Annotated in this window: 21 protein-coding genes and 1 tRNA gene; 10 read left to right on the forward strand and 12 right to left on the reverse strand. The window is 64.4% G+C overall.

Annotated features, from left to right (window positions below; genetic code table 11):
• Positions 1-27: 27 nt before the first annotated feature.
• Entirely contained in the window at positions 28-1,914 is a 1,887-nt protein-coding gene (locus tag O5K31_RS02925) for an ATP-dependent nuclease (RefSeq protein WP_269715649.1), read from the reverse strand.
• Between the two features lie 90 nt (positions 1,915-2,004).
• On the opposite strand from O5K31_RS02925, the gene O5K31_RS02930 reads away from it, so the two are divergent.
• The 3 genes from O5K31_RS02930 to O5K31_RS02940 all read left to right on the forward strand — a co-directional run bounded on the left by O5K31_RS02930 (position 2,005) and on the right by O5K31_RS02940 (position 4,262).
• Positions 2,005-2,775: a hypothetical protein gene (locus O5K31_RS02930; RefSeq protein WP_269715651.1), complete on the forward strand. Its 771-nt coding sequence runs from the start codon at positions 2,005-2,007 to the stop codon at positions 2,773-2,775.
• A gap of 196 nt (positions 2,776-2,971) precedes the next feature.
• Complete coding sequence (locus O5K31_RS02935; protein WP_269715653.1) at positions 2,972-3,694, forward strand: recombinase family protein; 723 nt, start codon at positions 2,972-2,974, stop codon at positions 3,692-3,694.
• Positions 3,687-4,262 (forward strand): hypothetical protein, encoded by a 576-nt coding sequence (locus O5K31_RS02940; RefSeq protein ID WP_269715655.1) that lies wholly within the window; start codon positions 3,687-3,689, stop codon positions 4,260-4,262. Before O5K31_RS02935 ends, O5K31_RS02940 begins: the two co-directional genes overlap by 8 nt.
• 99 nt (positions 4,263-4,361) lie before the next feature.
• On the opposite strand, the gene O5K31_RS02945 is transcribed toward O5K31_RS02940, so the two are convergent.
• Positions 4,362-5,009: a hypothetical protein gene (locus O5K31_RS02945; RefSeq protein WP_269717128.1), complete on the reverse strand. Its 648-nt coding sequence runs from the start codon at positions 5,007-5,009 to the stop codon at positions 4,362-4,364.
• Here O5K31_RS02945 and O5K31_RS02950 point away from each other — a divergent pair.
• Positions 4,936-5,133 (forward strand): helix-turn-helix transcriptional regulator, encoded by a 198-nt coding sequence (locus O5K31_RS02950; protein ID WP_269715657.1) that lies wholly within the window; start codon positions 4,936-4,938, stop codon positions 5,131-5,133. The two genes, O5K31_RS02945 and O5K31_RS02950, sit on opposite strands and share 74 nt — an antisense overlap.
• Before the next feature lie 144 nt (positions 5,134-5,277).
• Here the strand turns inward: O5K31_RS02950 and O5K31_RS02955 are convergent, their stop codons facing one another.
• The 9 genes from O5K31_RS02955 to ccrA form a co-directional block, all read right to left on the reverse strand.
• A complete protein-coding gene (locus O5K31_RS02955; RefSeq protein WP_269715659.1) occupies positions 5,278-6,795 on the reverse strand; it encodes a DUF6538 domain-containing protein in 1,518 nt (505 codons plus the stop codon).
• 92 nt (positions 6,796-6,887) lie between these two features.
• Positions 6,888-6,977: transfer RNA gene (locus tag O5K31_RS02960), tRNA-Ser, on the reverse strand.
• Positions 6,978-7,079: 102 nt separating this feature from the next.
• On the reverse strand, positions 7,080-7,502 hold the full coding sequence (locus O5K31_RS02965; protein ID WP_269715661.1) for a PaaI family thioesterase: 423 nt from the start codon (positions 7,500-7,502) through the stop codon (positions 7,080-7,082).
• 11 nt (positions 7,503-7,513) lie between these two features.
• Entirely contained in the window at positions 7,514-7,969 is a 456-nt protein-coding gene (locus O5K31_RS02970) for a PaaI family thioesterase (RefSeq protein ID WP_269715663.1), read from the reverse strand.
• 67 nt (positions 7,970-8,036) lie between these two features.
• Positions 8,037-8,858: an MBL fold metallo-hydrolase gene (locus tag O5K31_RS02975; protein ID WP_269715665.1), complete on the reverse strand. Its 822-nt coding sequence runs from the start codon at positions 8,856-8,858 to the stop codon at positions 8,037-8,039.
• A 92-nt stretch (positions 8,859-8,950) separates the two neighbouring features.
• Positions 8,951-10,054, reverse strand: a complete 1,104-nt coding sequence (locus O5K31_RS02980; RefSeq protein ID WP_269715667.1) for an aromatic ring-hydroxylating oxygenase subunit alpha — start codon at positions 10,052-10,054, stop codon at positions 8,951-8,953.
• A gap of 16 nt (positions 10,055-10,070) precedes the next feature.
• On the reverse strand, positions 10,071-11,543 hold the full coding sequence (locus O5K31_RS02985; protein WP_269715669.1) for a M20 family peptidase: 1,473 nt from the start codon (positions 11,541-11,543) through the stop codon (positions 10,071-10,073).
• A 51-nt stretch (positions 11,544-11,594) separates the two neighbouring features.
• Positions 11,595-13,187 (reverse strand): alpha-amylase family glycosyl hydrolase, encoded by a 1,593-nt coding sequence (locus O5K31_RS02990; RefSeq protein ID WP_269715671.1) that lies wholly within the window; start codon positions 13,185-13,187, stop codon positions 11,595-11,597.
• 155 nt (positions 13,188-13,342) lie between these two features.
• The gene (ccrA, locus tag O5K31_RS02995) at positions 13,343-14,620 is read right to left on the reverse strand and encodes a crotonyl-CoA carboxylase/reductase (protein WP_269715673.1); all 1,278 of its coding nucleotides are present in this window, start codon (positions 14,618-14,620) and stop codon (positions 13,343-13,345) included.
• Between the two features lie 156 nt (positions 14,621-14,776).
• On the opposite strand from ccrA, the gene O5K31_RS03000 reads away from it, so the two are divergent.
• Positions 14,777-16,822 (forward strand): protein meaA, encoded by a 2,046-nt coding sequence (locus tag O5K31_RS03000; protein ID WP_269715675.1) that lies wholly within the window; start codon positions 14,777-14,779, stop codon positions 16,820-16,822.
• On the opposite strand, the gene O5K31_RS03005 is transcribed toward O5K31_RS03000, so the two are convergent.
• Entirely contained in the window at positions 16,819-18,207 is a 1,389-nt protein-coding gene (locus O5K31_RS03005; protein ID WP_269715677.1) for an MFS transporter, read from the reverse strand. The two genes, O5K31_RS03000 and O5K31_RS03005, sit on opposite strands and share 4 nt — an antisense overlap.
• Positions 18,208-18,283: 76 nt before the next feature.
• Between O5K31_RS03005 and O5K31_RS03010 the strand changes: the two genes are divergently transcribed.
• The 5 genes from O5K31_RS03010 to O5K31_RS03030 all read left to right on the forward strand — a co-directional run bounded on the left by O5K31_RS03010 (position 18,284) and on the right by O5K31_RS03030 (position 21,412).
• Positions 18,284-19,003, forward strand: a complete 720-nt coding sequence (locus O5K31_RS03010; RefSeq protein WP_269715679.1) for an extensin-like domain-containing protein — start codon at positions 18,284-18,286, stop codon at positions 19,001-19,003.
• Positions 19,004-19,212: 209 nt separating this feature from the next.
• Entirely contained in the window at positions 19,213-19,980 is a 768-nt protein-coding gene (locus tag O5K31_RS03015) for an SDR family oxidoreductase (RefSeq protein ID WP_269715681.1), read from the forward strand.
• Positions 19,981-20,018: 38 nt separating this feature from the next.
• Positions 20,019-20,474, forward strand: coding sequence for a GNAT family N-acetyltransferase (locus O5K31_RS03020; protein ID WP_269715683.1), 456 nt, complete (start codon positions 20,019-20,021; stop codon positions 20,472-20,474).
• 69 nt (positions 20,475-20,543) lie between these two features.
• Complete coding sequence (locus O5K31_RS03025) at positions 20,544-20,792, forward strand: GlsB/YeaQ/YmgE family stress response membrane protein (protein ID WP_269715684.1); 249 nt, start codon at positions 20,544-20,546, stop codon at positions 20,790-20,792.
• 71 nt (positions 20,793-20,863) lie between these two features.
• Positions 20,864-21,412: a methylated-DNA--[protein]-cysteine S-methyltransferase gene (locus O5K31_RS03030; protein WP_269715685.1), complete on the forward strand. Its 549-nt coding sequence runs from the start codon at positions 20,864-20,866 to the stop codon at positions 21,410-21,412.
• The last annotated feature ends 19 nt before the right edge of the window (positions 21,413-21,431 follow it).

Below are 21,431 nucleotides of genomic sequence, written 5' to 3' on the forward strand. Positions count from 1 at the left end.
CGTTTGTATAGGAGCGCGCGGCTCGCTCTATGCGCTCTTCTTTGGTGTGAGGCGCGGGTTCGCCAGCTCGTTGTTGTCTGTCGCCCAAGCCACCAGGCTTGCTTCAATCTGCGCGATGAAGTCTTGCTCGCCATCGTGGTTCGTTGGGTCGTGGTCGCCGTCGTATAGGCTCGCCATCAGGCCTCGAACTTTATCCTTGAGCGCCTCATCCGACGATACACGCGCATATGCAGCGTAGGGCTTGTCCTTCCCGAGGGCGGACCCGCCAAGGAACCGTTCGAAATCTGGTGTGCTCCAGCGATGTCGAACGGAGCGGCCCTCTTGCCGAGCTTCTGCGACTTGTTGCCGGATGGATGTGTTGACCGTCCACATGCCATTCGCCGAACCGTCCTTTCGGTACGGCCAATCAATATCGTGAATGATACCAAAGTTTGCCTTGAAATGGCGAAGCATCTTCACAAGCGGTACAAGAATAGCCTTTCCGCGAGCACGTATGATGCTCACCTTTCCTGCCATAGCGTCCTTATCTTTCACTACAGCAGATATAAAGGCTGCATGCTCGGTGTCGCCTTCCACGAGAATGGGATAGCTACCAAAGAAAATTTCGGCGAAGCCAGCATCTGTCAGTTGCAGAGCTTGGAGATTTTCTTTCTCTTCATCTGAAAACGCTACCTCGTCGGATACGTAGACGCGGGGCGACAGCAGCTTGCCGTCGTTGGATCGCTCCATGCGGACGATCGTTGTGTGATCTTCCAGCGGATTGATGAAGTATGGTGAGTGTGTCGTAAGAAGCACTTGCCAATCTTCATGTTGTCCGAGTGTGTAGAGGTGGTCTTGGGCGGCTCGGGCAGCCATCGGATGGAGTGCGTTTTCCGGCTCGTCTATTAGAAGGATGTAGCCGGGCAGCGCTGGATCGTCCGCATCCTCTGGGAGTGGGGCTCCATCGGCTATTGCAGATATCTGTGCAGTGATGAGCTTGATCTTTTCTTCGTCTTTCTTTTTCTCTTCCGCCCTCAGTAGGGCGGTGAGTGATTTCAAAAGACCCTCTCGCCTCTCAGTCTGACGACTGATCTCGTTATGGACCTGAAGCATCGCCCAAAAGAGTGCGCGCCTCGCGCCGGTCCCTTGTTGCGATACGCGAGATATCCCTGCCGCTTCCTCGATCCGTATTCCTGATCCCTGCTTGAGAAGGGCCTCTAGCTTTAGCTCAGGAGTGGGCATCTCGACGTGAAGCTTCACGCCAAGGCCAGGGAAGATGCCTTGGAAGCCTGTCTTGATCTGGCCGGATATCTCGTCGAGACGCTTTTTGTGGGGATCGGTAAGCTTGTTGACGGTGGTGGCCAGTGCCACCTTGTCTTTCGAGAGTTGCGAGTTCTCATCTGCCTCAAGCGCCTTCAGATCCTTCACAAAGGGGCTCAAGGCTAGGGTAAGTAGAACGTCCTCAGTCGTCATCGCGTCGTCTAGCGATTTGATCCGCATAGGCTTGGGCAGTCGCGATGCAAACACATTGTCAGCGCCGCCAGCTTTGCCTTCGGCCGCCCAGTCGTTCAGTTGGGGGTCCCATGTCTGCCGGACGGCTTTCCCCCCTCCGGCGGCCCAGCTCCAGCGGCTCCTAACGACCCGCTTGTCTCCATCTTCAATCTTCCACTTGGCGTCCACGTTCCCCATGCCGTCAGGAATATGGACGTCGAGCACGATCTCGGCTGGATCCTCCTTAGGTGCCCAGTTGCATCGATCATGCATAGGATCGAAGAGCCCAGGCGCTACGGCAAGTTCGTAGGCTCGTAGGATCGTGGTCTTGCCGGAGTTGTTAGGCCCTACAAGGCATAGAACGTCGTCTAGTTTGACGGTTACCGCCTCCGGCCCGATGCAGCCGATATTCTTCACCGTGATTTGCAGTAGCTTCGATCGCATTGGAACGCCTCCCCTTTTCTATTTCTATCTTAGAGGTAGCGAATGTCGATATGCGACCGTGAGTTGGCTTCGGAGGGGGCTGTCCCCTCGGTGCAAGATGGCGACATTGAGGGCGCGTTGCGCGTGATGGCTCCGAAGTTGCCTCGGGCGGTCCGGTTCAGGGTTGAGAACTCACTGCGTCATTTCGATCTGGCGATGCCGCTGTTGCCTATAGACCGCGAGATGGCCTCATTTCGCGCAATTACTGGCGAAGAAGAGGCGGCGGCAGCGCTTATCAAAGCGCTTCAGTTTCGAAGCTATCCCCACGCAGACCGGCTATCTGTAAAGGATCACACACATAAAGCTGCAGTGCTGGCCTGCGCGCTAGCCGTAAAGGCGAACATGGCGACAGGTTTAAAAAATCTGCGCGTGATGTTCGACTTAAAGGATCCGAGAATTGACGTCGGAATTCCGGTGTCGGACTTTGGTGTAACATCACCCCATATGAAAGATGTAGTTCTACAGCCAGTTGAACCATTAGATATAGTGCGAGCAGCTCCGCCGGGTGAAGACGGTACAGTTCTGTCGCGAGACTTTAAGAAGCTAGCCGAGGGAGCAAAGTTCGCTCAAATCAGAGAAATGCTTCGGGTTCATTCCAATGCGCGGAACAAATTGTTGTATGCTTCCAACAAATCGTTGCCGCGTAGCCGCGCTACTGCCCAAAGTATTTCTGCTCGTAGGAGTAATGCGATGCTCCTTATATCAATCGCTATAGTGGCGCTCCAGACAGATCGGCACCAAGCTTTGCTTTGCGAGGCGATTGATGGCTTGCTTGAAGTCGTAAGGCGTCTCCCTCTCTCGGAGCGAAGCTCTTCCACATAACTTGGTCACTCGATGGCCTGAATTTGCGTTGGATGCGCGAGAAGGCCCCTGAGAGATTAATTGCTGAAGGTTCCCCCTGGAGGGGCTGCCTGCAATGCGCCGCGTCCTTGGGCCGGTATCCGTACGTGGGCCGCCCATTTGACCCGCCAACCGATTGAGCATATCAAAACAAGTAACGACCGTTACGAGGGTTGATATGGGTGTTGCGTACGTTGCCTATTACAGGGTTTCGACAGCTAAACAGGGGGCGTCGGGCCTAGGGCTTGGCGCACAGCGCCTTGCAGTCAGCGGCTATGTCGCAAGCCAGAGTGGGGAGTTGATCGCCGAGTTCGAGGAGATAGAGAGCGGGAAGGGGGCTGATCGTCCGCAGCTTCGCTACGCGATGGATCGCTGCAAGCTGACCGGGGCAACACTGCTCATCGCGAAGCTGGATCGCCTCAGTCGGAACGTTCACTTCTTGTCCGGTCTCATGGAGCAAGGTGTGCCTTTCGTGGCCTGCGACATGCCTGGCGCAAACAGCCTCACTGTTCACATCATGGCGGCTGTAGCTCAGCAGGAGCGGGAAGCGGTTTCAGCTCGAACGAAATCGGCGCTATCCGCGATCCGCTCAAAGCTGGCGCTCGGCGAAGAGCATTTCTCGGCAAGGTCTGGAAGGCAGGTAAGCCGATTGGGTAATCCGAACGGCCTGAAGGTACGGAGACCCGATCTTGGTACTGCCGCCCTCCGGAGTAAGGCCGAAGTGTTTGCGGCCAGCGTGTTGCCTTTAATCGGGCAAATCCAGTCGGAGGGGCCGGCTAGCTTGAGCGCATTAGCTAAGCGGCTAAACGAAATGAGAGTGCAGACGGCTCGTGGAAGTGAGTGGACGCCCATGGCTGTGAAGCGGGTATTGGATCGTGCTGCGGGAGCGATGAGTGAGTGACCACAGGCCCAAGCTAAAGGGCGCGGTTATGGAAGCCGCGAAGAAGGCTGAGAGGGAGTACAAGGCAAAGCATCCTGAGGCTCAGCGTCTGCGGGTCAAAGCTGACGTGGCCGCATATAAGCCGCGCTCAAAGGAGGTTAGAGACGTGCCCGTGAAGGCGGTGTCGATGTTTCTGTCCGACCCGGCGACGATCCACCTCTCTAATGCCAGCCTTGCGCAGAAGTTAGGGACGCATGTCGCCGCCAAGCTGCCCGCAAACATTCTGACTGAGCGTTTTTCCCCGAAGCAGAAGGAGCGGGTTGCCGAGCTGCTGCGACTTCGCCGGGTAAGCTTGGACCTGGACGTCCATTACTCCCCCTCAAAGGTCAAGTTGGCGTTGAAGGCCAACGATAGTGCTGAAGAGGCGCACCAGAAGGTCGTGGTGGAGATCACCTTCACGGATGATGTCGTCACTGTCGGAGATCGGGCCTACCCTATTCAGCGCGGCTCGGGTGTCAGGCGTATCCATGTCGGGAAGAGCAAGCTCAACGTCGATGTGCTTAAGGCTCTCGTGGAGCATTCACGATAGATACTTTACTTAGGTAAAGTAGCAGCAATTCGGACAAATGTGCTGCTGACTGGTTTTGATACCGTCTTGAGCACGCGCAGCATCTGTCTCGTTTTCGGACTAAAGGCCGAGCGGGCTCAGCACCGCATCCACGCGAGGGCGTGCTTCCTGTTCGTGCTTCCAGTAGGCGTCTTCTGCCAGGGTCAGAAGCTTTAGATCAATCGGCTTCAGCCCGTACTTTCGGCTGTTTGCGGATGCGTCGATCAGCACGTTTCCAAGCGCAAGAAAGACGCATTGTTTGGATGAGTGATCGAATTCGTATCCATCATAGGTAAGCCCATCAGCTAGCGCGACGGCGGCTGTAGAGATCGCATGAGGGCGAGGGCCGAGCTTTCCGTCGAACAGGTCAGGCTTCGTGTTGTAGCTGATCGCCACTAGCCGGGTGGCTATCGTTGCCGGGTCAAACGGGAGCATGGGGAGTTGAAGCGCCTTGAGTGCATCCCTTGCGATAACGCTGGCTGCACTCGCCGAGAGCATCCCTTTAAACCGGCCAAGCATGTGAACTATCGCCCAATCAACAATGATGGGCGCGAATGGTACATAAATCCAGTGGTGCGTAAACCCATCTAGCGGTGACCAAGGCCGCGTGCCGAAGTTAGCGCTCACCACAGAAGGGACGAAGACGCTCACCAGCGTGGGTGACGCGATCCGCGCCACGCGCAATGAAGTCGGTATATCCCAAGAAGCATTGGCGGATGCGGCGGGCATCAATCGAACCCACATGGGTGAGGTCGAGAGGGGCAAAAGAAACGTCAGCTTGCTCGCGATAGCGCGTATCGCCCAAGCCTTGGGCCGGACGCCCTCGGAACTCCTGGCGGCGGCGGGCCTGTAACGCCCCTCGGGCTGCGCTAGGCGCCTTTGAGCTGCTCGTCGGCTGGGTAGGTGGCCGTCGAGCCTCTGGGCCGGTGTGGGCGGCTCCTGCGGGCCTGCGATCCTGGCTCACTCCACGGCCAGAAACCGCACTTCCGACGTGAGCCTACTCGAAGGAAAAGCGAGGCAGCTTTTCAATTTCCGCCGCTAGGAAGGGGACGTCGTTCGTTCCGTACCGCCGGCCCTCCGTGCCGGGATCGTGGCCGGGGATCGCCTCGCGAGCATCAACATCCATTTTCGCGTTGCGCGCTCTGGTCTTGAAGAGGTGCCGCCATGCGTGGTTGGGCTGAACGTCCGGATCGTCCACCCCGATCTGCCGAACCCAAGCTGCTATGCGCTCCCCAACCTTCTTGTACTGCGGATTTGCGACGTTGCCGCCACGGCCTCGGGACGGATCATAGAATAGCGGTCCATCAGGACGGGCGAGGGCGACGTCCTGGAAGCCCTGCTCAACTAGATGGGAGTGCAGTGGGACAGTGCGCGCCTCTCCCTTCTTCTGGCTTCCCGCTTCAGGAGTGATCCGGATCGTCCAAGTTTCCCCGATCTTGGCGACGTCCTCGCGTCGCAACTGAGTGATCTCGTTTACTCGGGCACCTGTATACGCGCAGAGCCAAGGGACCCATCGGCGGGCTAGGGCATGTTCGGGCGGAAGCTTGCCGCTGTGGCTTTCCAGAGATTTGCGGAGGATGAGCAGGGCCTCCTCGCGTGTGAAGTCGGGCTCGCGCAGGCGGGCCTTTTTCTTTACGCGCACCGTGATCTTGTCGGCAGGGTTCTCGCCAAGCCACAGGTTTTCTACGCCCCAATTTAGGGTGGCTTTGAGTGCGGCGAGATACACTTCTCGGATCGTGCGCGGACCCCGTACCTTGCTACCAGCGCCATCCTTCTGGGCTTGCAGCACCTGTTTCCACGCTAGAACGTTGTCTCGGGTGATCTTCTGCGGATCATCGTGGCCGGTGTAATCAACGAAGTGCTGAATGACAGGCTTCCAACGCTTGCGTGTTGCCGGCTCAAGGCCAGCTTCATCCGCATAGGCCTCAAACATCGCTGAGATTGAGCGGGCAAGTTGCTCTGACCCCGCCTTGCGAGCTGCGAACGCGCGGGCTGCCTCCCTAGCGCCTTCTGCCCAATCGGCGTCAATCTTCGCTTGGCGAGCGGCCTTGACTTCAGGAGGGTCAAACTCCTCGTCCGGGATTAGGTCCCGCATGGCGGCTTCCGCAGATGTCAGCTCTCCCAAGGGGCGGCTGAGGACGGCGATCAAGCGTTGCCTGATAGGCTCTCTCTCCTCAAACTCCATCTCGCGCTCGAACATGTCGCGGTAGTTCCGCTCGTCATTCTCAAGCTGGGCCTCCCATATGTCCCGCTCGAGTTCACGTTGCGCAGATGGCTTGGCCCGCTCGACCAAGTCTGACCTGCGCCGCTCCTCCGCTTCCCGGATCAGCGCATCGGTCTTCACACCCTCAATGCGGCAGCGCTCACGAGCCAGGGCTTTGTCGCTGGTCTTCAGCGAAAACCGCCACTCCGTGCGCGGCTTCCCCGTTTTGGTGAGAATGTAGGGCTGAAGATGTTGAGGAACCGCACGGCGGAAGGCCGGAATGGCGCGGTTCTCATCCAGATAATCGGTCACGGAGGCCTCGTTCGTTACGATTGTAACGCCGAGCCGTAACGAAGCCTTTGTTTTTCCAGATTTCTTCAAAAGCTCAGAGGCTTAAAAAGTGGTGGCGGAGAGGGTGGGATTCGAACCCACGATACCCTTGCAGGTATGCCGCATTTCGAGTGCGGTGCATTCGACCACTCTGCCACCTCTCCTAACCGGGGGCGGGACCCTCGAAAGGGCCCCTGTGATCGAGGCGCGGAACCTAACGGCGAGGTCCCGCTTTCGCAAGCCCGTCGTACAGGACTTTTTCGCCGCTAGTTTCTGGGGTGCAGAACCATCTGGGTGCAGCGGAACATGGCGATGGTCTTGCCGGTCTCCTCATGGGTCACCACCGCGTCCCAGACCTGGGTCATCCGGCCGCCATGGACCAGCGTGGCCTCCACCGCGACGCCGCCGTCCCGGGCCGTGCCCAGGAAGTTGGATTTCAGCTCTATGGTCGTGAAGCTGGTCGCGCCTTCGGGCAGGGAGACCACGCAGCCATAGCCGCAGGCGCTGTCGGCCAGGGCGATGACGCTGGCGGCGTGCAGGAAGCCATTGGGCGCCATGTGGTGCTGCTTCACCGCGAAGCGGCCTTTGACATAGCCGCGCCGGGCCTCGATCCACTCCAGGCCCAAAAGGTCGGGTAGGGAGCCGGCCTGGCCCTGGGTCAGTTGCTGCGAGAAATCGTTTTCGGACATGGATTGGCTCCTCAGGCGGCGACGCGTTCGGTGGAGACCACCGCCATGGTGGCCAGACCGACGGCGACCAGGCGCTCGACGCCCGCCTCGTCGATCACATGAACCTTGGCCTCGACCGGGATCAGCAGCCGGCCCGGCTTGATCACCTCGGCGCGGCAGACCAGACGGCCGCTGCGGGCGGCGGCGACGATGTTCAGCTTGTACTCGGCGGTCAGCACCGCCTCGCTGGACGAGCGCAGGACCGTTCCCGCTGCGGCCGCGCAGGCGATGTCGACGACAAAGCCTACCGCCCCGCCATGGAAGAAGCCGTTGTGCTGGGCCACTTCCTCACGGAAGGGCAGGACGATCTCGACCCAGCCCGGCTGAACCTTGGCCACCTCGGCGCCCATGTGCCGGAACAGGCCCTGGGCGTGCAGGGCGGCGCGCACCTTGTCGGCCACCTGTTCGAAGACTGCGCTGTCCGTCATGCGATATCCTTCGTATGCGAAACATCTATCCGCACGAAGGAGAGCGGGCAAGTCCTGATTCAGAACCCTATTTGGGAGCGAGCCGTCCGGCGCTGAGATTGACCTTCAGCGCGAACTTCTGAACCGGGCTCAGGGCGAGGGGCGCGAGGCCCCGGATGGCCGCGAAGGCGGTCTCATTGGAGTCGTCGCCCACGTCCGCATTGTTCTTGCGCTGATCGGCGATGGTGCTTTCGTGGACCAGGGTCCCATCGGCGGCCCGGACGGCTTGGCTGTGATAGAGCTTCACGCCTTCCGGCAGCTTGGTCAGCAGACGGCGCAGGGACTGGTGCAACTGCACCGGATTGGCGGTCGGCATGTCGGTCGAGCCCGCGCTCTTGGCGTCGGCGCTTAGCGCGGTGCCGACGAAGACCACGTTGCCCACACGATAGGCCACCGCCTCTGGCGTGCGACCCGGGATCGGCAGGGCGTACAGCTTCAGCGAGCCCATGGGCATGGGATCGCCGCCGCGGGCCAGCTTGTCGAAGTCATAACCCATGGAATCGACGCCCGAGACGCTGACCTCGATGCCCGCCAGCGGGCAGAGGGCGGCGATGGTCTTGGGAACCTCCGCCCCGACGCAGGTCGAGCCGCCGGTCAGGTACTTGATGCGCCCGGCGGCCGATATGCGATCGCCCTCGATGGCGGTCTGCACGATCCAGGTCGGACCCAGATCACGCTCGCGAATCTTGCCGACGATGTTCTCAATGAACGCGCTGGAGAGCTTCTTGGCGACCGGATCGATGTCCAGGACAGGGTCCACGAACGTGCACAGACCCGTCGAGGGGTCGATGATCAGGTACGTTACGGCGAGGCTGTCCGGATTTACGAACGCCTGGATTTCCGGCTGCATGCGGTTCCCGCCGCTTCCTCAAACTAACTGGGGCAACATGACCCAAGCGTCTTAAAGCAATACGAACGCCGACCGATTTTGGGACAAGGGTTTCAACTTCGCCATTTCAGCGTCGCTGGCGTCACCGGATTGCGGAACGCCCGGCCCTCCGTGCGGCTGGCGGTCCATTCGCGCTTAAGCTGCTGATACCACTTGGCTTGGCGGTCGGCGTCATCCACCCAGAGCAGGGCTGGATCGTAGCGCAGGCCCTCATTCTGAAGATTCACCATTGCGGCGTCTTGCCGCAGGAAGATGCGCGCCGCCTTACGGATAACGGGCCGCAGGACGATGAAGGCCGGGTGATCGGACCACATGATCTGGGTGATCCGGGTTCGATTTTCGTCCATCGGCGTCAGGCAGGTCAGGGAAAGCACCTGACGCTTGCCCACTGTCACATGCTCCCAGCGCAGTCCGGGCAGGCGGAAGGTGATCTCCGTCAACGGCTCGCCGCCCAATACGGCGTAGGCGCGGGAATTCTTGGACGGCTCGTGGCGAACCATGGCGAAGCCCGCCTCGCGCGGCTCGAACCTCTTGGCCTTTTCGTGCTGGCTCTTGGCGGAACGCCACCACCACTGCTGATGCACGTACGGCCCGTGGGCCGGGTCCATCAGTCCGACGACGGCGTGGTCGATGTGGCTGTCGAACACCATGCGGTCCACCAGCTTGGGTCGCCCGCCCACCACGCCGGGGAAGACCGGCGGCGGCTCCGGCGGCTCGCCGGCGAAGCGCGGGTCCGACGAAATCCAGACGAACACCATCCCCTGGCTTTCGACAGCGGGATAACGGCGCACCCGAATGCGTTCGACCTCCATCGCCTGATTGTCCACCAGGGACGGAACCGTGGTGCAGATCCCCTCGTCGGTAGAGAACCGCCAGCCGTGATAGGGGCACTCGACGCTTTCGCGCCCGTCGCATTCGCGTTTCAGTTTGCCCGCCGATAGCGGCGCGGCTCGATGCGGACAGATGTCTTTCAGCGCATAGACGCCGCCGTCGCCGCGCCGGCCCAGCAGCACCGGCTCGCCTAGCAGCTCATAGCGTTGCAGCTTGCCGCGCTTCAAATCCCCCGACAGGGCCGCGAAGTACCAGCTGTCCAGCAGGAAGCCCTGCCCGAACTTCTGGGTCACTGATTTGCCGGTAGGGGCGTCGCCTTCAGCCATGGCTCCCTTTAGCTTTTCAGCGGGCCGCCGTCTCCACCAGCCGCATGTAGAACCGCACCATCTTGCCCACGTCCTCGATGGCGATGTGTTCGTTGGTGCCATGGATCATGGCCAGGTCCTTCTGACCCAGGGTGATCGGTTGGAAGCGATAGGTCGCGTCGGAAACGGGCGTCATGTAGCGGCTGTCGGTCCCCGCCACGACCAGGCTCGGGGCGACCGGCGCGCCGGTCTCAGCCGCGGCCACGCCGGCGATGGTCTTCCAAGCCTCGGACTCGGTCGAGGCGACCCCCGACGGCTCCACTGGGGTATTGATCCACGATAGGGTCACCGGCAGGTCGCCCACCGCCGCCTTGGCCCGCGCCATGACCGACGCCGAGGTGTCGCCCGGCGCGATGCGGTAATTGATCCAGGCCGTGGCGTCCTGCGGCAGGACGTTCTCCTTCGGCGACCCTTTCAGCATGGTCGGGGCGATGGTGGTGTGCAGCATGGCCGCCCCCGCCGCCGTCTTGCCCGTCTCCTTCACCAGCAGAGGTGAGAACAGCCAGGTGTTGGCGGCCGCCATCTTCACGACAGGCGACGCCTGCGGCGCGAGCGCCTTCAGCATGTCCGCCCCGGGGCCCGTGAACCGCAGCGGGAAGGGATCGCCGGTGATCGCCAGCACCGCCTTTGACAGGGTCTCGACCCCGGTCTCCTTGGGCGGGGTGGACGAGTGACCCCCCGCCGCCTTGGCGGTGACGGTCAGGGTCGCATAGCCCTTCTCCGCCGTGCCGATCAGGGCCACCTTGCCGCCGGTCACCGGATGGTCGGCGATCACCGCCATGCCTTCATCCAGGACAAAGTGCGCCCGCACACCCCGCGCCTTCAGCAGGGCGGCGGCCGCCTTGGCGCCTGAACCGCCGGCTTCCTCGTCATGCCCGCTGACCAGGATGATCGTCCGCCGCGGCTGGTAGCCGCCAGCCGCCAGGTTCTCCATCGCCTCGAACAGGGCGACGAGCGATCCCTTGTCGTCGATCGCGCCCCGGCCCCAGACCGCGCCTTCGGCGATCAGTCCCTCGAATGGCGGGTGCTTCCAGTCGCCCTCGGTCCCAGCGGTGACCGGCACCACGTCCTGGTGCGCCATCAGGATCGCCGGCCGCAGGGACGGGTCCGACCCCCTCCAGGTATAGACCAGGGCGTGGTTGGCCACTGTCTCGCGGGTCATCACCGCATGGGCGGCGGGGTAGGTGGTCTGCAGCCAGGCGTGCAACTTGTCCCATTCCGCCGGCTGGTTCTCCGCGGGATTCTGGTGGCTGATGGTCTGGAAACGGATGGCCTGCGCCAGCCGCTCGGCCACGCGGGCGGCGTCGACATTGCGCGGCGCTGGCAGATTCAGGGATGCCGGATCGACCACCGCCGGGGGCTTGAAGGTGACGGTCCGGACCGCCACCACAGCGCCGATAGCCACCACCACGCCAAGGCCTGTGAAGGCCGCCGTGCGAACCAAACCCATGTCCCGCTCCCTTATTTTGGAACGAGCTTAGGCGTATCGCGGGCGGTGCGGCTAGAGGCGAAGAAGGACCGCCGCATAGGGACCCAGCGCCACCGATCCGTCCTTGATCCGAACCTCGCCCGTCGCGGCCAGGGCCTCGCCCCCGAGAACCGTCGCCCAGGTGACGGTCTCCCGGCTCAGGTTGAACAGGCAGGCCACGTGGTCGCCGCCCTCGCGCCGCTCAAAGGCCAGGATCGGCGCCGGCGCCTCGATGAAGTCCAGACTGCCCAGGCGAAGGGCCGGCGAATGGCGACGGACCTTCATCAGCAGGCGCGAAAAGGCCAGGGTCGAGCCGGCGTCGCCGTCCTGTTCGGCCACCGTCAGGCCCACATGCTCCTTGGCCGCCGGCAGCCAGGGTGAGCCGGTGGTGAAGCCGAAGTGCTGCTCCTCATTCCACGGCATCGGCGTGCGGCAGCCGTCCCGTCCCTTGGCCACTGGGTAGTAGAGATCTCCCATGGGATCGCGCAGCTGATCGCGGGTCAGGTCCGCCTCGGGCAAGCCCAGCTCCTCGCCCTGATAGAGCAGGATCGTGCCGCGCAGGCTCAGCAGCAGGGCCAGCATCAGCCGCGCCAGTTCCGGCCCGGCGTTCACGCCGCCGAACCGCGTCACGGTCCGAACGATGTCGTGGTTGGAGAACGCCACGCAGGGCCAATGGTCCGCGTGCTCGGACAGCAGTTGATAGTGCGTCTGCAGGAAGGTCCGCTCCAGCTCCGACGCGATCAGGAGCGGAAAACTGTAGCCCGAGTGCAGGCCCGCGTCGGGCGCCGCCAGCCCGCCAGAGAGCGCCGCCTCCTCGAAGAATTCGCCGAAGACAAAACGGTCGTCGTGACGCTCCACCGTGCGCCGCACCGCATCCATGGCCTCGATGTTGTCAGGCCGGTTGCTGTCGTGCAGGTGCCGCTGAAGATTGGGCGCGTGGCCCCAGTGCCAGGCGGTCTTGCTCTCCGCCGGTTCGGCCGGATTGTCGGTCAGCTCCGGGTCGTGCAGGTAGCAGTTGGTGGTGTCGAGGCGAAAGCCGTCCGCCCCCCGCGTCAGCCAGAAATCCAGCACGTTCAACGCCGCCTGCCGGGCGTCCGGGTTGTGCCAGTTCAGCTTCGGCTGCTGGCGCAGGAAGCGGTGGTGGAAATGCTGCCGCCGCGCCGGCTGATAGGACCACGCCGCCCCGCCGAACGCCGCCAGCCAGTTGTTGGGCGGCGTGCCGTCGTCCTTGGGCTCGGCCCAAACGTACCAGTCGGCCTTGGCGTTATCGCGGCTGCGCAGGCTCTCCTGGAACCAGGGGTGCTCGTCGCTGGTGTGCGCCAGCACTTCGTCCAGCAAAACCTTGATCCTGCGGGCATGGGCCGCCTCCAGCAGGGCGTCGAAATCGGCCAGCGTCCCGTAGTCGGGATGCACGTCCTCATAATCGCTAACGTCATAGCCCCAATCGCGGTTCGGCGACGGGTGGATCGGCGACAGCCAGATCGCGTCCACCCCCAGGCTCTGGATGTAGTCGAGCTTGGCGATCAGGCCCGGCAGGTCGCCGTGCCCGTCGCCGTCGCTGTCGAAGAAGCTGCGCACATAGACCTGATAGACCACCGCGCCGCGCCACCAGGGTGTGTTGGTCATAGCTGTCTCCATGCGTGCTTCGCGACGCGCCCGGGCGGGCGCTCCTCAGCATGACGGATTCAGCTTGCCCCGACTTCGTCATCCTGAGGAGCCGGCGCGGCCGGCGTCCCGAGGACGCACGGCGCTCCGGCCTGGCTGACTAGCGGCTCAACGGCTCAGGCGTTCCCGTCCGACAGCTCCCGCACCTCTTCGAAGGTGCGCAGGCCGGGCCGCTGGGCGCAGACCAGCACGCCCATGTTCCCGGGCAGGTGCTTGTTGTCGAGCATCTTCTCGTGCGCCGCCGGGATGTCGTCCCAGGGGAACACTTCCGACAGGCACGGGTCGATGCGACGGTCGATGACCAGCTGGTTGGCCGCGCTGGCCTGCATCAGGTTGGCGAAGTGCGACCCTTGCACCCGCTTTTGCCGCATCCACAGGAAGCGCGCATCCATGGTCAGGTTATAGCCGCTGGTCCCCGCGCAGATCGCGACCATGCCGCCGCGCTTCACCAGGAAGACCGAGACGGGGAAGGTCGACTCTCCCGGGTGCTCGAACACCAAATCGACGTCGCGGTTGCCGGTGATCTGCCAGATGGCTTTGCCAAACTTGCGCGTCTCTTTCATGTAGTCGTTGAACTCGGGGCCGTTCACCGTGGGCAGCTGGCCCCAGCAGTTGAATTCCTTGCGGTTCAGCACCGCCTTGGCGCCCTGGCTTTTGACGAAGTCGATCTTGTCGTCGTCGCTGACAACCCCGATGGCGTGCGCGCCGGCCACGGCGGCCAACTGCACGGCGAAGACGCCCAGCCCCCCGCTCGCGCCCCAGACCAGCACGTTCTGGCCGGGCTTCAGCTCATGCGGCTTGTGCCCGAACAACATGCGATAGGCGGTGGCCAGGGTCAGGGTGTAGCAGGCGGCCTCCTCCCAGGTCAGGTGCTTGGGTCGCGGCATCAGCTGGCGCGACTGCACCCGGCAGAACTGGGCGAAACTGCCGTCCGGCGTCTCGTAGCCCCAGATGCGTTGGCTGGACGAGAACATCGGGTCGCCGCCGTTGCACTCCTCGTCGTCGCCGTCGTCCTGATTGCAGTGGATGACGACCTCGTCGCCCACCTTCCAGCGCTTGACCTTGGCCCCCACCGCCCAGACCACGCCCGAGGCGTCGGACCCGGCGATGTGATAGGGGTGCTTGTGTCCGTCCAGCGGGCTGATCGGCTCGCCCAGGGCGGCCCACACGCCGTTGTAGTTCACGCCCGCGGCCATCACGAGCACCAGCACCTCGTCCTCGCCGATGGTCCAGGTCGGCACCACCTCCACCTGCATGGCGGTGGCCGGACGGCCGTGGCGCTCCTTGCGCACGGTCCAGGCGTACATGTTCTTGGGCACATGGAAGGCTGGCGGGATCTCACCGATCTCGTACAGGTCCTTCAGTTCGGTCTTCTCGACCGTGGCGGTCGTCATGGCGCGGCTCCCTTCTGCGCTGCAACATAGATCGAACGCGTGAGCGCCCGACGCGGACCATTGGTCTGGCCCGTCATTTCGCCAGTTTCAGCGTATTTCCCGCTGCTCTGACGCCAACGAGTGTTTGACAACTCTTTGAAACTGGCAAGACTGTTTTTGCACCGCAACACGGACAAAGAAGCCGGATATTGCGTTGCGGCAGGGAGCGAGCCTTTGACCGACAAGCCTTTTCAGCACGCCAAGGACGCCCCGTGGATATTCCGCACCTATGCGGGCCACTCCACGGCGGCCAAGTCCAACGCCCTCTATCGCGGCAATCTGGCCAAGGGTCAGACGGGCCTGTCGGTGGCCTTCGACCTGCCAACCCAGACCGGCTACGACGCCGACCACATCCTGGCGCGGGGCGAGGTGGGCAAGGTCGGCGTGCCGGTCGGCCACCTCGGCGACATGCGCGCCCTGTTCGAGGAGATTCCGCTGGAGCGGATGAACACCTCGATGACTATCAACGCCCCGGCCGCCTGGCTGCTGGCGCTCTACGTGGCCCTGGCCGACGAGCAGGGCGCCGACCGCAAGCTGTTGCAGGGCACCACCCAGAACGACCTGATCAAGGAATACCTGTCGCGCGGGACCTACATCTTCCCGCCGGAGCCCAGCCTGCGGTTGATCGGCGACATGATCGCCTGGTGCTATCGCGAGGTCCCCAAGTGGAACCCCATGAACGTCTGCAGCTATCACCTGCAGGAAGCGGGCGCGACGCCTGAGCAGGAGCTGGCCTTCGCCCTGGCCACCGCCATCAGCGTCCTCGATACCGTCCGCGCCGGCGGCCAGGTGCCGGACGAGGATTTCGAGGTCGTCGCCTCGCGCATCAGCTTCTTCGTCAACGCCGGCGTGCGGTTCGTCACCGAGCTTTGCAAGATGCGCAGCTTCACCCAGCTGTGGGACGAAATTCTGCGCGACCGCTACGGCGTCCAGGACCCCAAAGCCCGCCGCTTCCGCTACGGCGTTCAGGTCAACAGTCTGGGCCTGACCGAGCCGCAGCCCGAGAACAACGTCTACCGCATCCTGCTCGAAGCCATGGCGGTGACCCTGTCCAAGGACGCCCGCTGCCGCGCCCTGCAACTGCCCGCCTGGAACGAGGCGCTCGGCCTGCCGCGCCCCTGGGACCAGCAGTGGTCCCTGCGCATGCAGCAGGTCCTGGCCTACGAGACCGATCTCTTGGAATACGAAGACCTGTTCGCCGGCTCTCACGTGGTCGAGGCTAAGGTCGCAGAGCAGAAGGCCGGAGCCCTTGAGGAGCTGGCCCGCATCGACGCCATGGGCGGATCGGCCGCCGCCATCGGCTACATGAAGACCGCTCTGGTCGCCTCCAACGCCGACCGTGTCCGCGCGGTCGAGACGGGCGAGCAGGTGGTGGTCGGCGTCAACCGCTGGACCGACACCGAGGCCTCGCCCCTGTCGGCCGGCGAAAGCTCCATCGAGACGGTCGACCCCAGGCTGGAGGCCGACGTGGTGGCCGCCCTGAAAGCCTGGCGCAGCGCCCGCGACAACACCGCCGTCGAGGCCGCCCTGACGGAGCTCAAGGCCTGCGCCGCCGACGGCCGCAACATCATGCCGCCCTCCATTGCGGCCGCCAAAGCCGGCGTCACCACCGGCGAATGGTCCTTCGCCCTGCGCGAGGTGTTCGGCGAATACCGCGGCCCCACTGGCGTCTCCCTGATCGTCTCCAGCGACGGGGAGGAGGACCTGGAGTCGGTCCGCCGCGAGGTGGAGCGCGTGTCGGAAACCTTGGGCCGCCAGCTTACCTACCTGATCGGCAAGCCCGGCCTGGACGGCCATTCCAACGGCGCCGAACAGATCGCCACTCGCGCCCGCGCCGTCGGCATGGAGGTGCTCTATGACGGCATCCGCTCCACGCCCGAGGAGATCGTCCGCCGGGCCAAGGAAAGCCGCGCCCACGTGGTCGGCCTGTCGATCCTGTCGGGCTCGCACCTGGATCTGGTGCAGGAGGTCGTCCGTCTGATGCGGGCCGAGGGCCTGCACGACATCCCCGTGGTCGTCGGCGGCATCATCCCGCCCGAGGACAGCCTGATCCTCAAGCAGATGGGCGTCGCCCGCGTCTACACGCCCAAGGACTTCAAGCTCACCGAGATCATGGCCGACGTCGTCAAGGTCGTGGAGGCGGCGGCGCTGGCCGAGGCCTAGTCCCTCATCCCGCCCAGCCGCCACCCGGCCAGCCACCCGGCGAGCGACAGTGGGATCAGCGCTCCGAACAGCCATGAGCCGACCGTGGTCGCCAAGGCCGGGTCGACGCCGTGTCCAAAGCCAAGGGCGTTGGCCGCCGCGCCTACGCCCGCCGCGCCGGCCGCGCCGCCGATCATCTGGGCGGTGGGGATCGAGGACGAGCCCATGGCCTGCTCATGGGTCGGCAGGGCGCTGATAATCCGCTTGGCCGCCGGGCCCCAGGTCAGGCCAAAGCCGCAACCGACCAGCAGCAGCGACAGGAAGATCTCCGCCACCGACCGATGCGGCAGGGTCCAAGCGCTCCACACCGTGCCCAGCAGCACGCAGGTCGCGCCCGCCCGGATCATCCAGCCGTCCAGCCGCTGCGGCACGACCGCAGCCAGCAGCGCCGTCACCGTCCAGCCACCCGCGATGGCGCTGATCACATAGCCGGCGAACAGGGGCGAGGCGTCGTGCTGACGTTGCACGAAGGCCGGCCCATAGACCGACAGGCCGATAGCCGCCGCCTCCAGCGCGAATATCATGAAGTAGCCCGCGCCCGCCGGCCGCCGCAGGTCGCCCGCCGAACGCGGCAGCAGCGGCGTCCTCGCCGTGGCGTTCACCCGCAGCAGGCTGGCCATGACCAGCACCCCCACCACCGCCAGGCCGCCGCCCAACAGGGGCGACCTGACGATCCCGGCCGAGGCGATCATCACCACCCCGACGGTCAGCACCAGCAACTGCGGGATCGGCACGCCGGTCGCGCGCTCGTCCTTGCCGTCCTTTTCCATCAGCAGCAGGCAGGCGACCACGAACACCACCCCCTGGATGGCGAACATCCAGAAGGCCCCGCGCCAGAAATCGAACTGCGCGAACAGGCCGCCGACCAGCGGGCCCAGCACCGTGGCCACGCCCCACACCGCGCTGATCGCGCCGAAGATCTTGCCCCACATCCGGTGCGGGAACATCACGGCGATGGCCACGTAGCAGAGCGCCACGATCGCGCCGGCCCCCAGTCCCTGGACCAGCCGCCCGACCACGAAGGTCAGGAAGTCCGGCGCGAGCGCGCTGGCCAGACAACCGGCGCAATAGGCGACGCCCGCCAGCACCGTCGCCTGACGCAGGCCCAGCACCATGGAGATGCGCCCCGCCGCCGCCCCGGCGATGATCGCCCCCAGCAGATAGGCCGCCACCGCCCAGCCGAAATACTGGTACCCGCCCATGTCCTCGCCGACGCTGGGCATGATGGTGACGGTCACCAGGGTGTCGGCCGCGTTCAGCCAGATGCCCAGGCAAAGCAGCGCGAACCGCAGCGCCAGGTCAGGGGTCATCAGCTCGCGCCAGCTGGTGGGAGTCTCGGTCGTCATGGCGCGCGGTCTATCGCGCCTCGCGGGCGATGCCCACCCATGGCGAACCGCACGCGGGCCGCCGCGTTGCCCTAGTGTGAAGCCGACCTCACCTGAAACCCTCGCCCTGGCTGGCCTCGGCGCGGCCCTGCTCGACTTCGCCCTGGCGGCGATCGTCGTGTTCGCGGGCGTGGATCGTTTCGCCCCGCCCCAGGACCTGCCGTGGAAGCCGTTCAGCCTGTCGCAGCCCATCGGCCTCGCCACCTCGGCGAAGCTGACGCGCCTGACGGACGATCCCGCAGCCTGCCGCGCCGCCTTGAGCGAGGGCGGTCTGACCTTCCGCGATGCGCCGGTGCGTGAACAGGGCTTCTGCTCCACCGCCGACACCCTGCGCCTGTCCTCGGGCGCCAGCCTGGCGCCGGCCGGCCCGCTGATGACCTGCGGTCTGGCCCTGACCTACGCCCTGTGGGAGCGGCAGGTGGCCGCGCCAGCCGCCCAGATCGCCTTTGACCAGCCTCTGGCCAGGGTGGAGCACTACGGGACCTATTCGTGCCGCACGGTCTATGGGCGCGAAGGCGGCCGTCCCAGCAACCACGCCACCGCCAACGCCCTAGACGTCTCGGGCTTTCGCATGCGTGACGGCCGCCGCGTCACCATCGCTTCGGACTTCCGCGATCCGGGACCGGAGGGCCGCTTCCTGCGCGCGGTCCGCGACGGCGCCTGCCGGCTGTTCGGCTCCACCCTCAGCCCCGACTACAACGCCGCCCACGCCGACCACCTGCACCTGGACCGCAGCCGGTATCGCATCTGCCGCTGACCTCCCTCTCCCTCGATGGCAGAGGAACCGAAGGTGAGGGTGACAGCGCCGGCAGGCTTGAGCTCGTCCGCGCCCACATCCTGACACGCTTCCACCCCATCCCCGGCCCTTCTCCATCGAGGGAGAAGGGAGATCTCCCCACCTTGACCTCGCGTCCGTCTCCCCGCAGTTTGCCGCTCAATCAAACAAACGTTTAAGGGAGCGCGTCCATGGCCCACCTCTTCGACCTGACCGGCAAGGTCGCGATAATCACCGGCTCGTCGCGGGGCATCGGCAAGGCCATCGCCGAGCGCATGGCCGAGCAGGGGGCCAAGGTCGTCATCTCCTCGCGCAAGGCTGGCCCCTGCGAGGAGGTCGCCGCCGCCATCAACGAAAAGCATGGCGCGGGAACCGCCGCCGCCATCACCGCCAACATCTCGTCCAAGGAGGACCTGCAGCGCCTGGTGGACGAGACCCGCAAGACCTTCGGCCAGATCGACGTGCTGGTCTGCAACGCCGCCACCAATCCCTATTACGGCCCCATGGGCGGGATCGAGGACGACCAGTTCCGCAAGATCTTCGAGAACAACGTCCTGGCCAATCACTGGCTGATCGGCATGGTCGCGCCCGAGATGCGCCAGCGAAAGGACGGGGCGATCATCGTGGTCTCGTCCATTGGCGGCCTGCGCGGCTCGCCGATCATCGGCGCCTACAATGTCTCCAAGGCCGCCGACTTCCAGCTGGCCCGCAACTACGCGCACGAGTTCGGGCCCGACAACGTCCGCGTCAATTGCATCGCCCCTGGTCTGATCCGCACCGATTTCGCGAAAGCCCTGTGGGAGAATCCCGACACCCTGCGCCGCGCCACCGAGGGCGTGCCCCTGCGCCGCATCGGCGAGCCGGACGAGATCGCGGGCGCGGCGGTGTTCCTCGCCTCGGCGGCAGGCAACTTCGTCACCGGCCAGGCTATCGTCTGCGACGGCGGGGCCACGATCTGAGGCTTGCCTAGGTCCAGGCGTCGCGGCAAAGACGATCCATGCAGATCGTCGATTTCGAGCCCCGCCACGCTGACGCCTGGCGCACCCTCAACGAAGCCTGGCTGACCAAGTATTTCGTGGTCGAGGCCAAGGATCGCGAGATTCTCGACAATCCCGGCCCGGTCATCCTGGACAAGGGCGGTCACATCTTTATGGCCGAGCTGGATGGCCAGACCGTCGGCTGCGTCAGCCTCATTCCCATGGAGGACGGCGGCTTCGAGGTCGGCAAGATGGCGGTTCATGAAAGCGCCCAGGGCCGTGGCATCGCCCGCCGCCTGATGGAGCTGTGCATCGACAAGGCTCGGGCGCTCGGCGCACCGCGCCTTTACCTGGAAAGCAGCTCGCACCTGACGCCGGCCCTGACCCTCTACCGGTCGGTTGGGTTCGTGCATCTGCCGCCGTCGCCCACCCCGTACGCCCGCGCCGACGTGTGGATGGAGATGCGGCTGACCTGATCGCCGCAACCTTGGCCGCAGCCGCGCATTTCCTGTGCTGGGTTTCAGGAAACGCGGGAGCGAACTGCAATGAGCGGCGTAGGCATCATCGGCGCGATCATCATCGGCATTCTGGCCGGCTGGCTGGCCGAACAGATCATGAAGCGTGAACACGGCCTGCTGACGAATCTGATCGTCGGTCTGGTGGGCTCGTTCCTCGGCGCCTTCATCGCCAATGTGATGGGCATCAACTGGGGCGGCTGGATCGGCAGCCTGGTCATCTCGACCATCGGCGCGATCGTCCTGCTGTTCCTGCTGGGTCTGTTCCGCCGCCGCTAGGCGGAATGACAGAGTCCGAAAACCGCAACTTGCGGGCGGCGACGCGCGAAGGAGGCGTGTAGGCTGATCCCATGTCCGGGATCGCCTACGCCCTGTTCGACACCGCCATTGGCCGCTGCTCCCTCGCCTGGGGCGCGGGCGGCATCAAGGCCGTGCGTCTGTCCGACAGCGATGACGGCCTGTCGCGCGATCGAATGCTCCGCCGTTTCCCTGAGGCGGTGGAGGCCGTTCCCCCGCCGCATATCCAGGCCGTGATCGACGATGTCGTGCGGCTGCTGGCGGGCGAGCATGTGGACCTGTCCGGGGCTCCGCTCGACATGACCGACGTCCCCGACTTCCATCGCCAAGTCTACGCCCTGGTGCTGAAAATCCCGCCGGGCCAGATCCGCACCTACGGCGATGTGGCCCGCGACCTTGGCGACGTGACCCTGTCGCGCGCCATCGGCCAGGCCATGGGCGCCAACCCGTTCCCGATTATCATGCCCTGCCACCGGGTGATGGCCGCCGGCGGCAAGCTGGGCGGCTTCTCCGCCCCCGGCGGTTCGAACACCAAGCTGAAGATGCTCACCATCGAACGCGCCCGCCCCGACGCCGGGCCGCAGGGCGACCTGTTCGGCTAAGAAAAAGGCCCCGGTTTTC

This window comes from Caulobacter sp. NIBR2454, from assembly GCF_027474405.1.
GTDB lineage: Bacteria > Pseudomonadota > Alphaproteobacteria > Caulobacterales > Caulobacteraceae > Caulobacter.

Excerpts from the sequence above, each read along its gene's own strand:
- O5K31_RS02945 (WP_269717128.1), bottom strand. The coding sequence starts at position 5,009 with ATGCCCGCCGCATCCGCCAATGCTTCTTGGGATATACCGACTTCATTG.
- O5K31_RS03025 (WP_269715684.1), top strand. The coding sequence starts at position 20,544 with ATGAGCGGCGTAGGCATCATCGGCGCGATCATCATCGGCATTCTGGCC.
- O5K31_RS03030 (WP_269715685.1), top strand. The coding sequence starts at position 20,864 with ATGTCCGGGATCGCCTACGCCCTGTTCGACACCGCCATTGGCCGCTGC.
- ccrA (WP_269715673.1), bottom strand. The coding sequence starts at position 14,620 with ATGACGACCGCCACGGTCGAGAAGACCGAACTGAAGGACCTGTACGAG.
- O5K31_RS02985 (WP_269715669.1), bottom strand. The coding sequence starts at position 11,543 with ATGGGTTTGGTTCGCACGGCGGCCTTCACAGGCCTTGGCGTGGTGGTG.
- O5K31_RS02990 (WP_269715671.1), bottom strand. The coding sequence starts at position 13,187 with ATGACCAACACACCCTGGTGGCGCGGCGCGGTGGTCTATCAGGTCTAT.
- O5K31_RS03005 (WP_269715677.1), bottom strand. The coding sequence starts at position 18,207 with ATGACGACCGAGACTCCCACCAGCTGGCGCGAGCTGATGACCCCTGAC.
- O5K31_RS02965 (WP_269715661.1), bottom strand. The coding sequence starts at position 7,502 with ATGTCCGAAAACGATTTCTCGCAGCAACTGACCCAGGGCCAGGCCGGC.
- O5K31_RS02935 (WP_269715653.1), top strand. The coding sequence starts at position 2,972 with ATGGGTGTTGCGTACGTTGCCTATTACAGGGTTTCGACAGCTAAACAG.
- O5K31_RS03020 (WP_269715683.1), top strand. The coding sequence starts at position 20,019 with ATGCAGATCGTCGATTTCGAGCCCCGCCACGCTGACGCCTGGCGCACC.
- O5K31_RS02975 (WP_269715665.1), bottom strand. The coding sequence starts at position 8,858 with ATGCAGCCGGAAATCCAGGCGTTCGTAAATCCGGACAGCCTCGCCGTA.
- O5K31_RS02970 (WP_269715663.1), bottom strand. The coding sequence starts at position 7,969 with ATGACGGACAGCGCAGTCTTCGAACAGGTGGCCGACAAGGTGCGCGCC.
- O5K31_RS03015 (WP_269715681.1), top strand. The coding sequence starts at position 19,213 with ATGGCCCACCTCTTCGACCTGACCGGCAAGGTCGCGATAATCACCGGC.
- O5K31_RS02925 (WP_269715649.1), bottom strand. The coding sequence starts at position 1,914 with ATGCGATCGAAGCTACTGCAAATCACGGTGAAGAATATCGGCTGCATC.
- O5K31_RS02980 (WP_269715667.1), bottom strand. The coding sequence starts at position 10,054 with ATGGCTGAAGGCGACGCCCCTACCGGCAAATCAGTGACCCAGAAGTTC.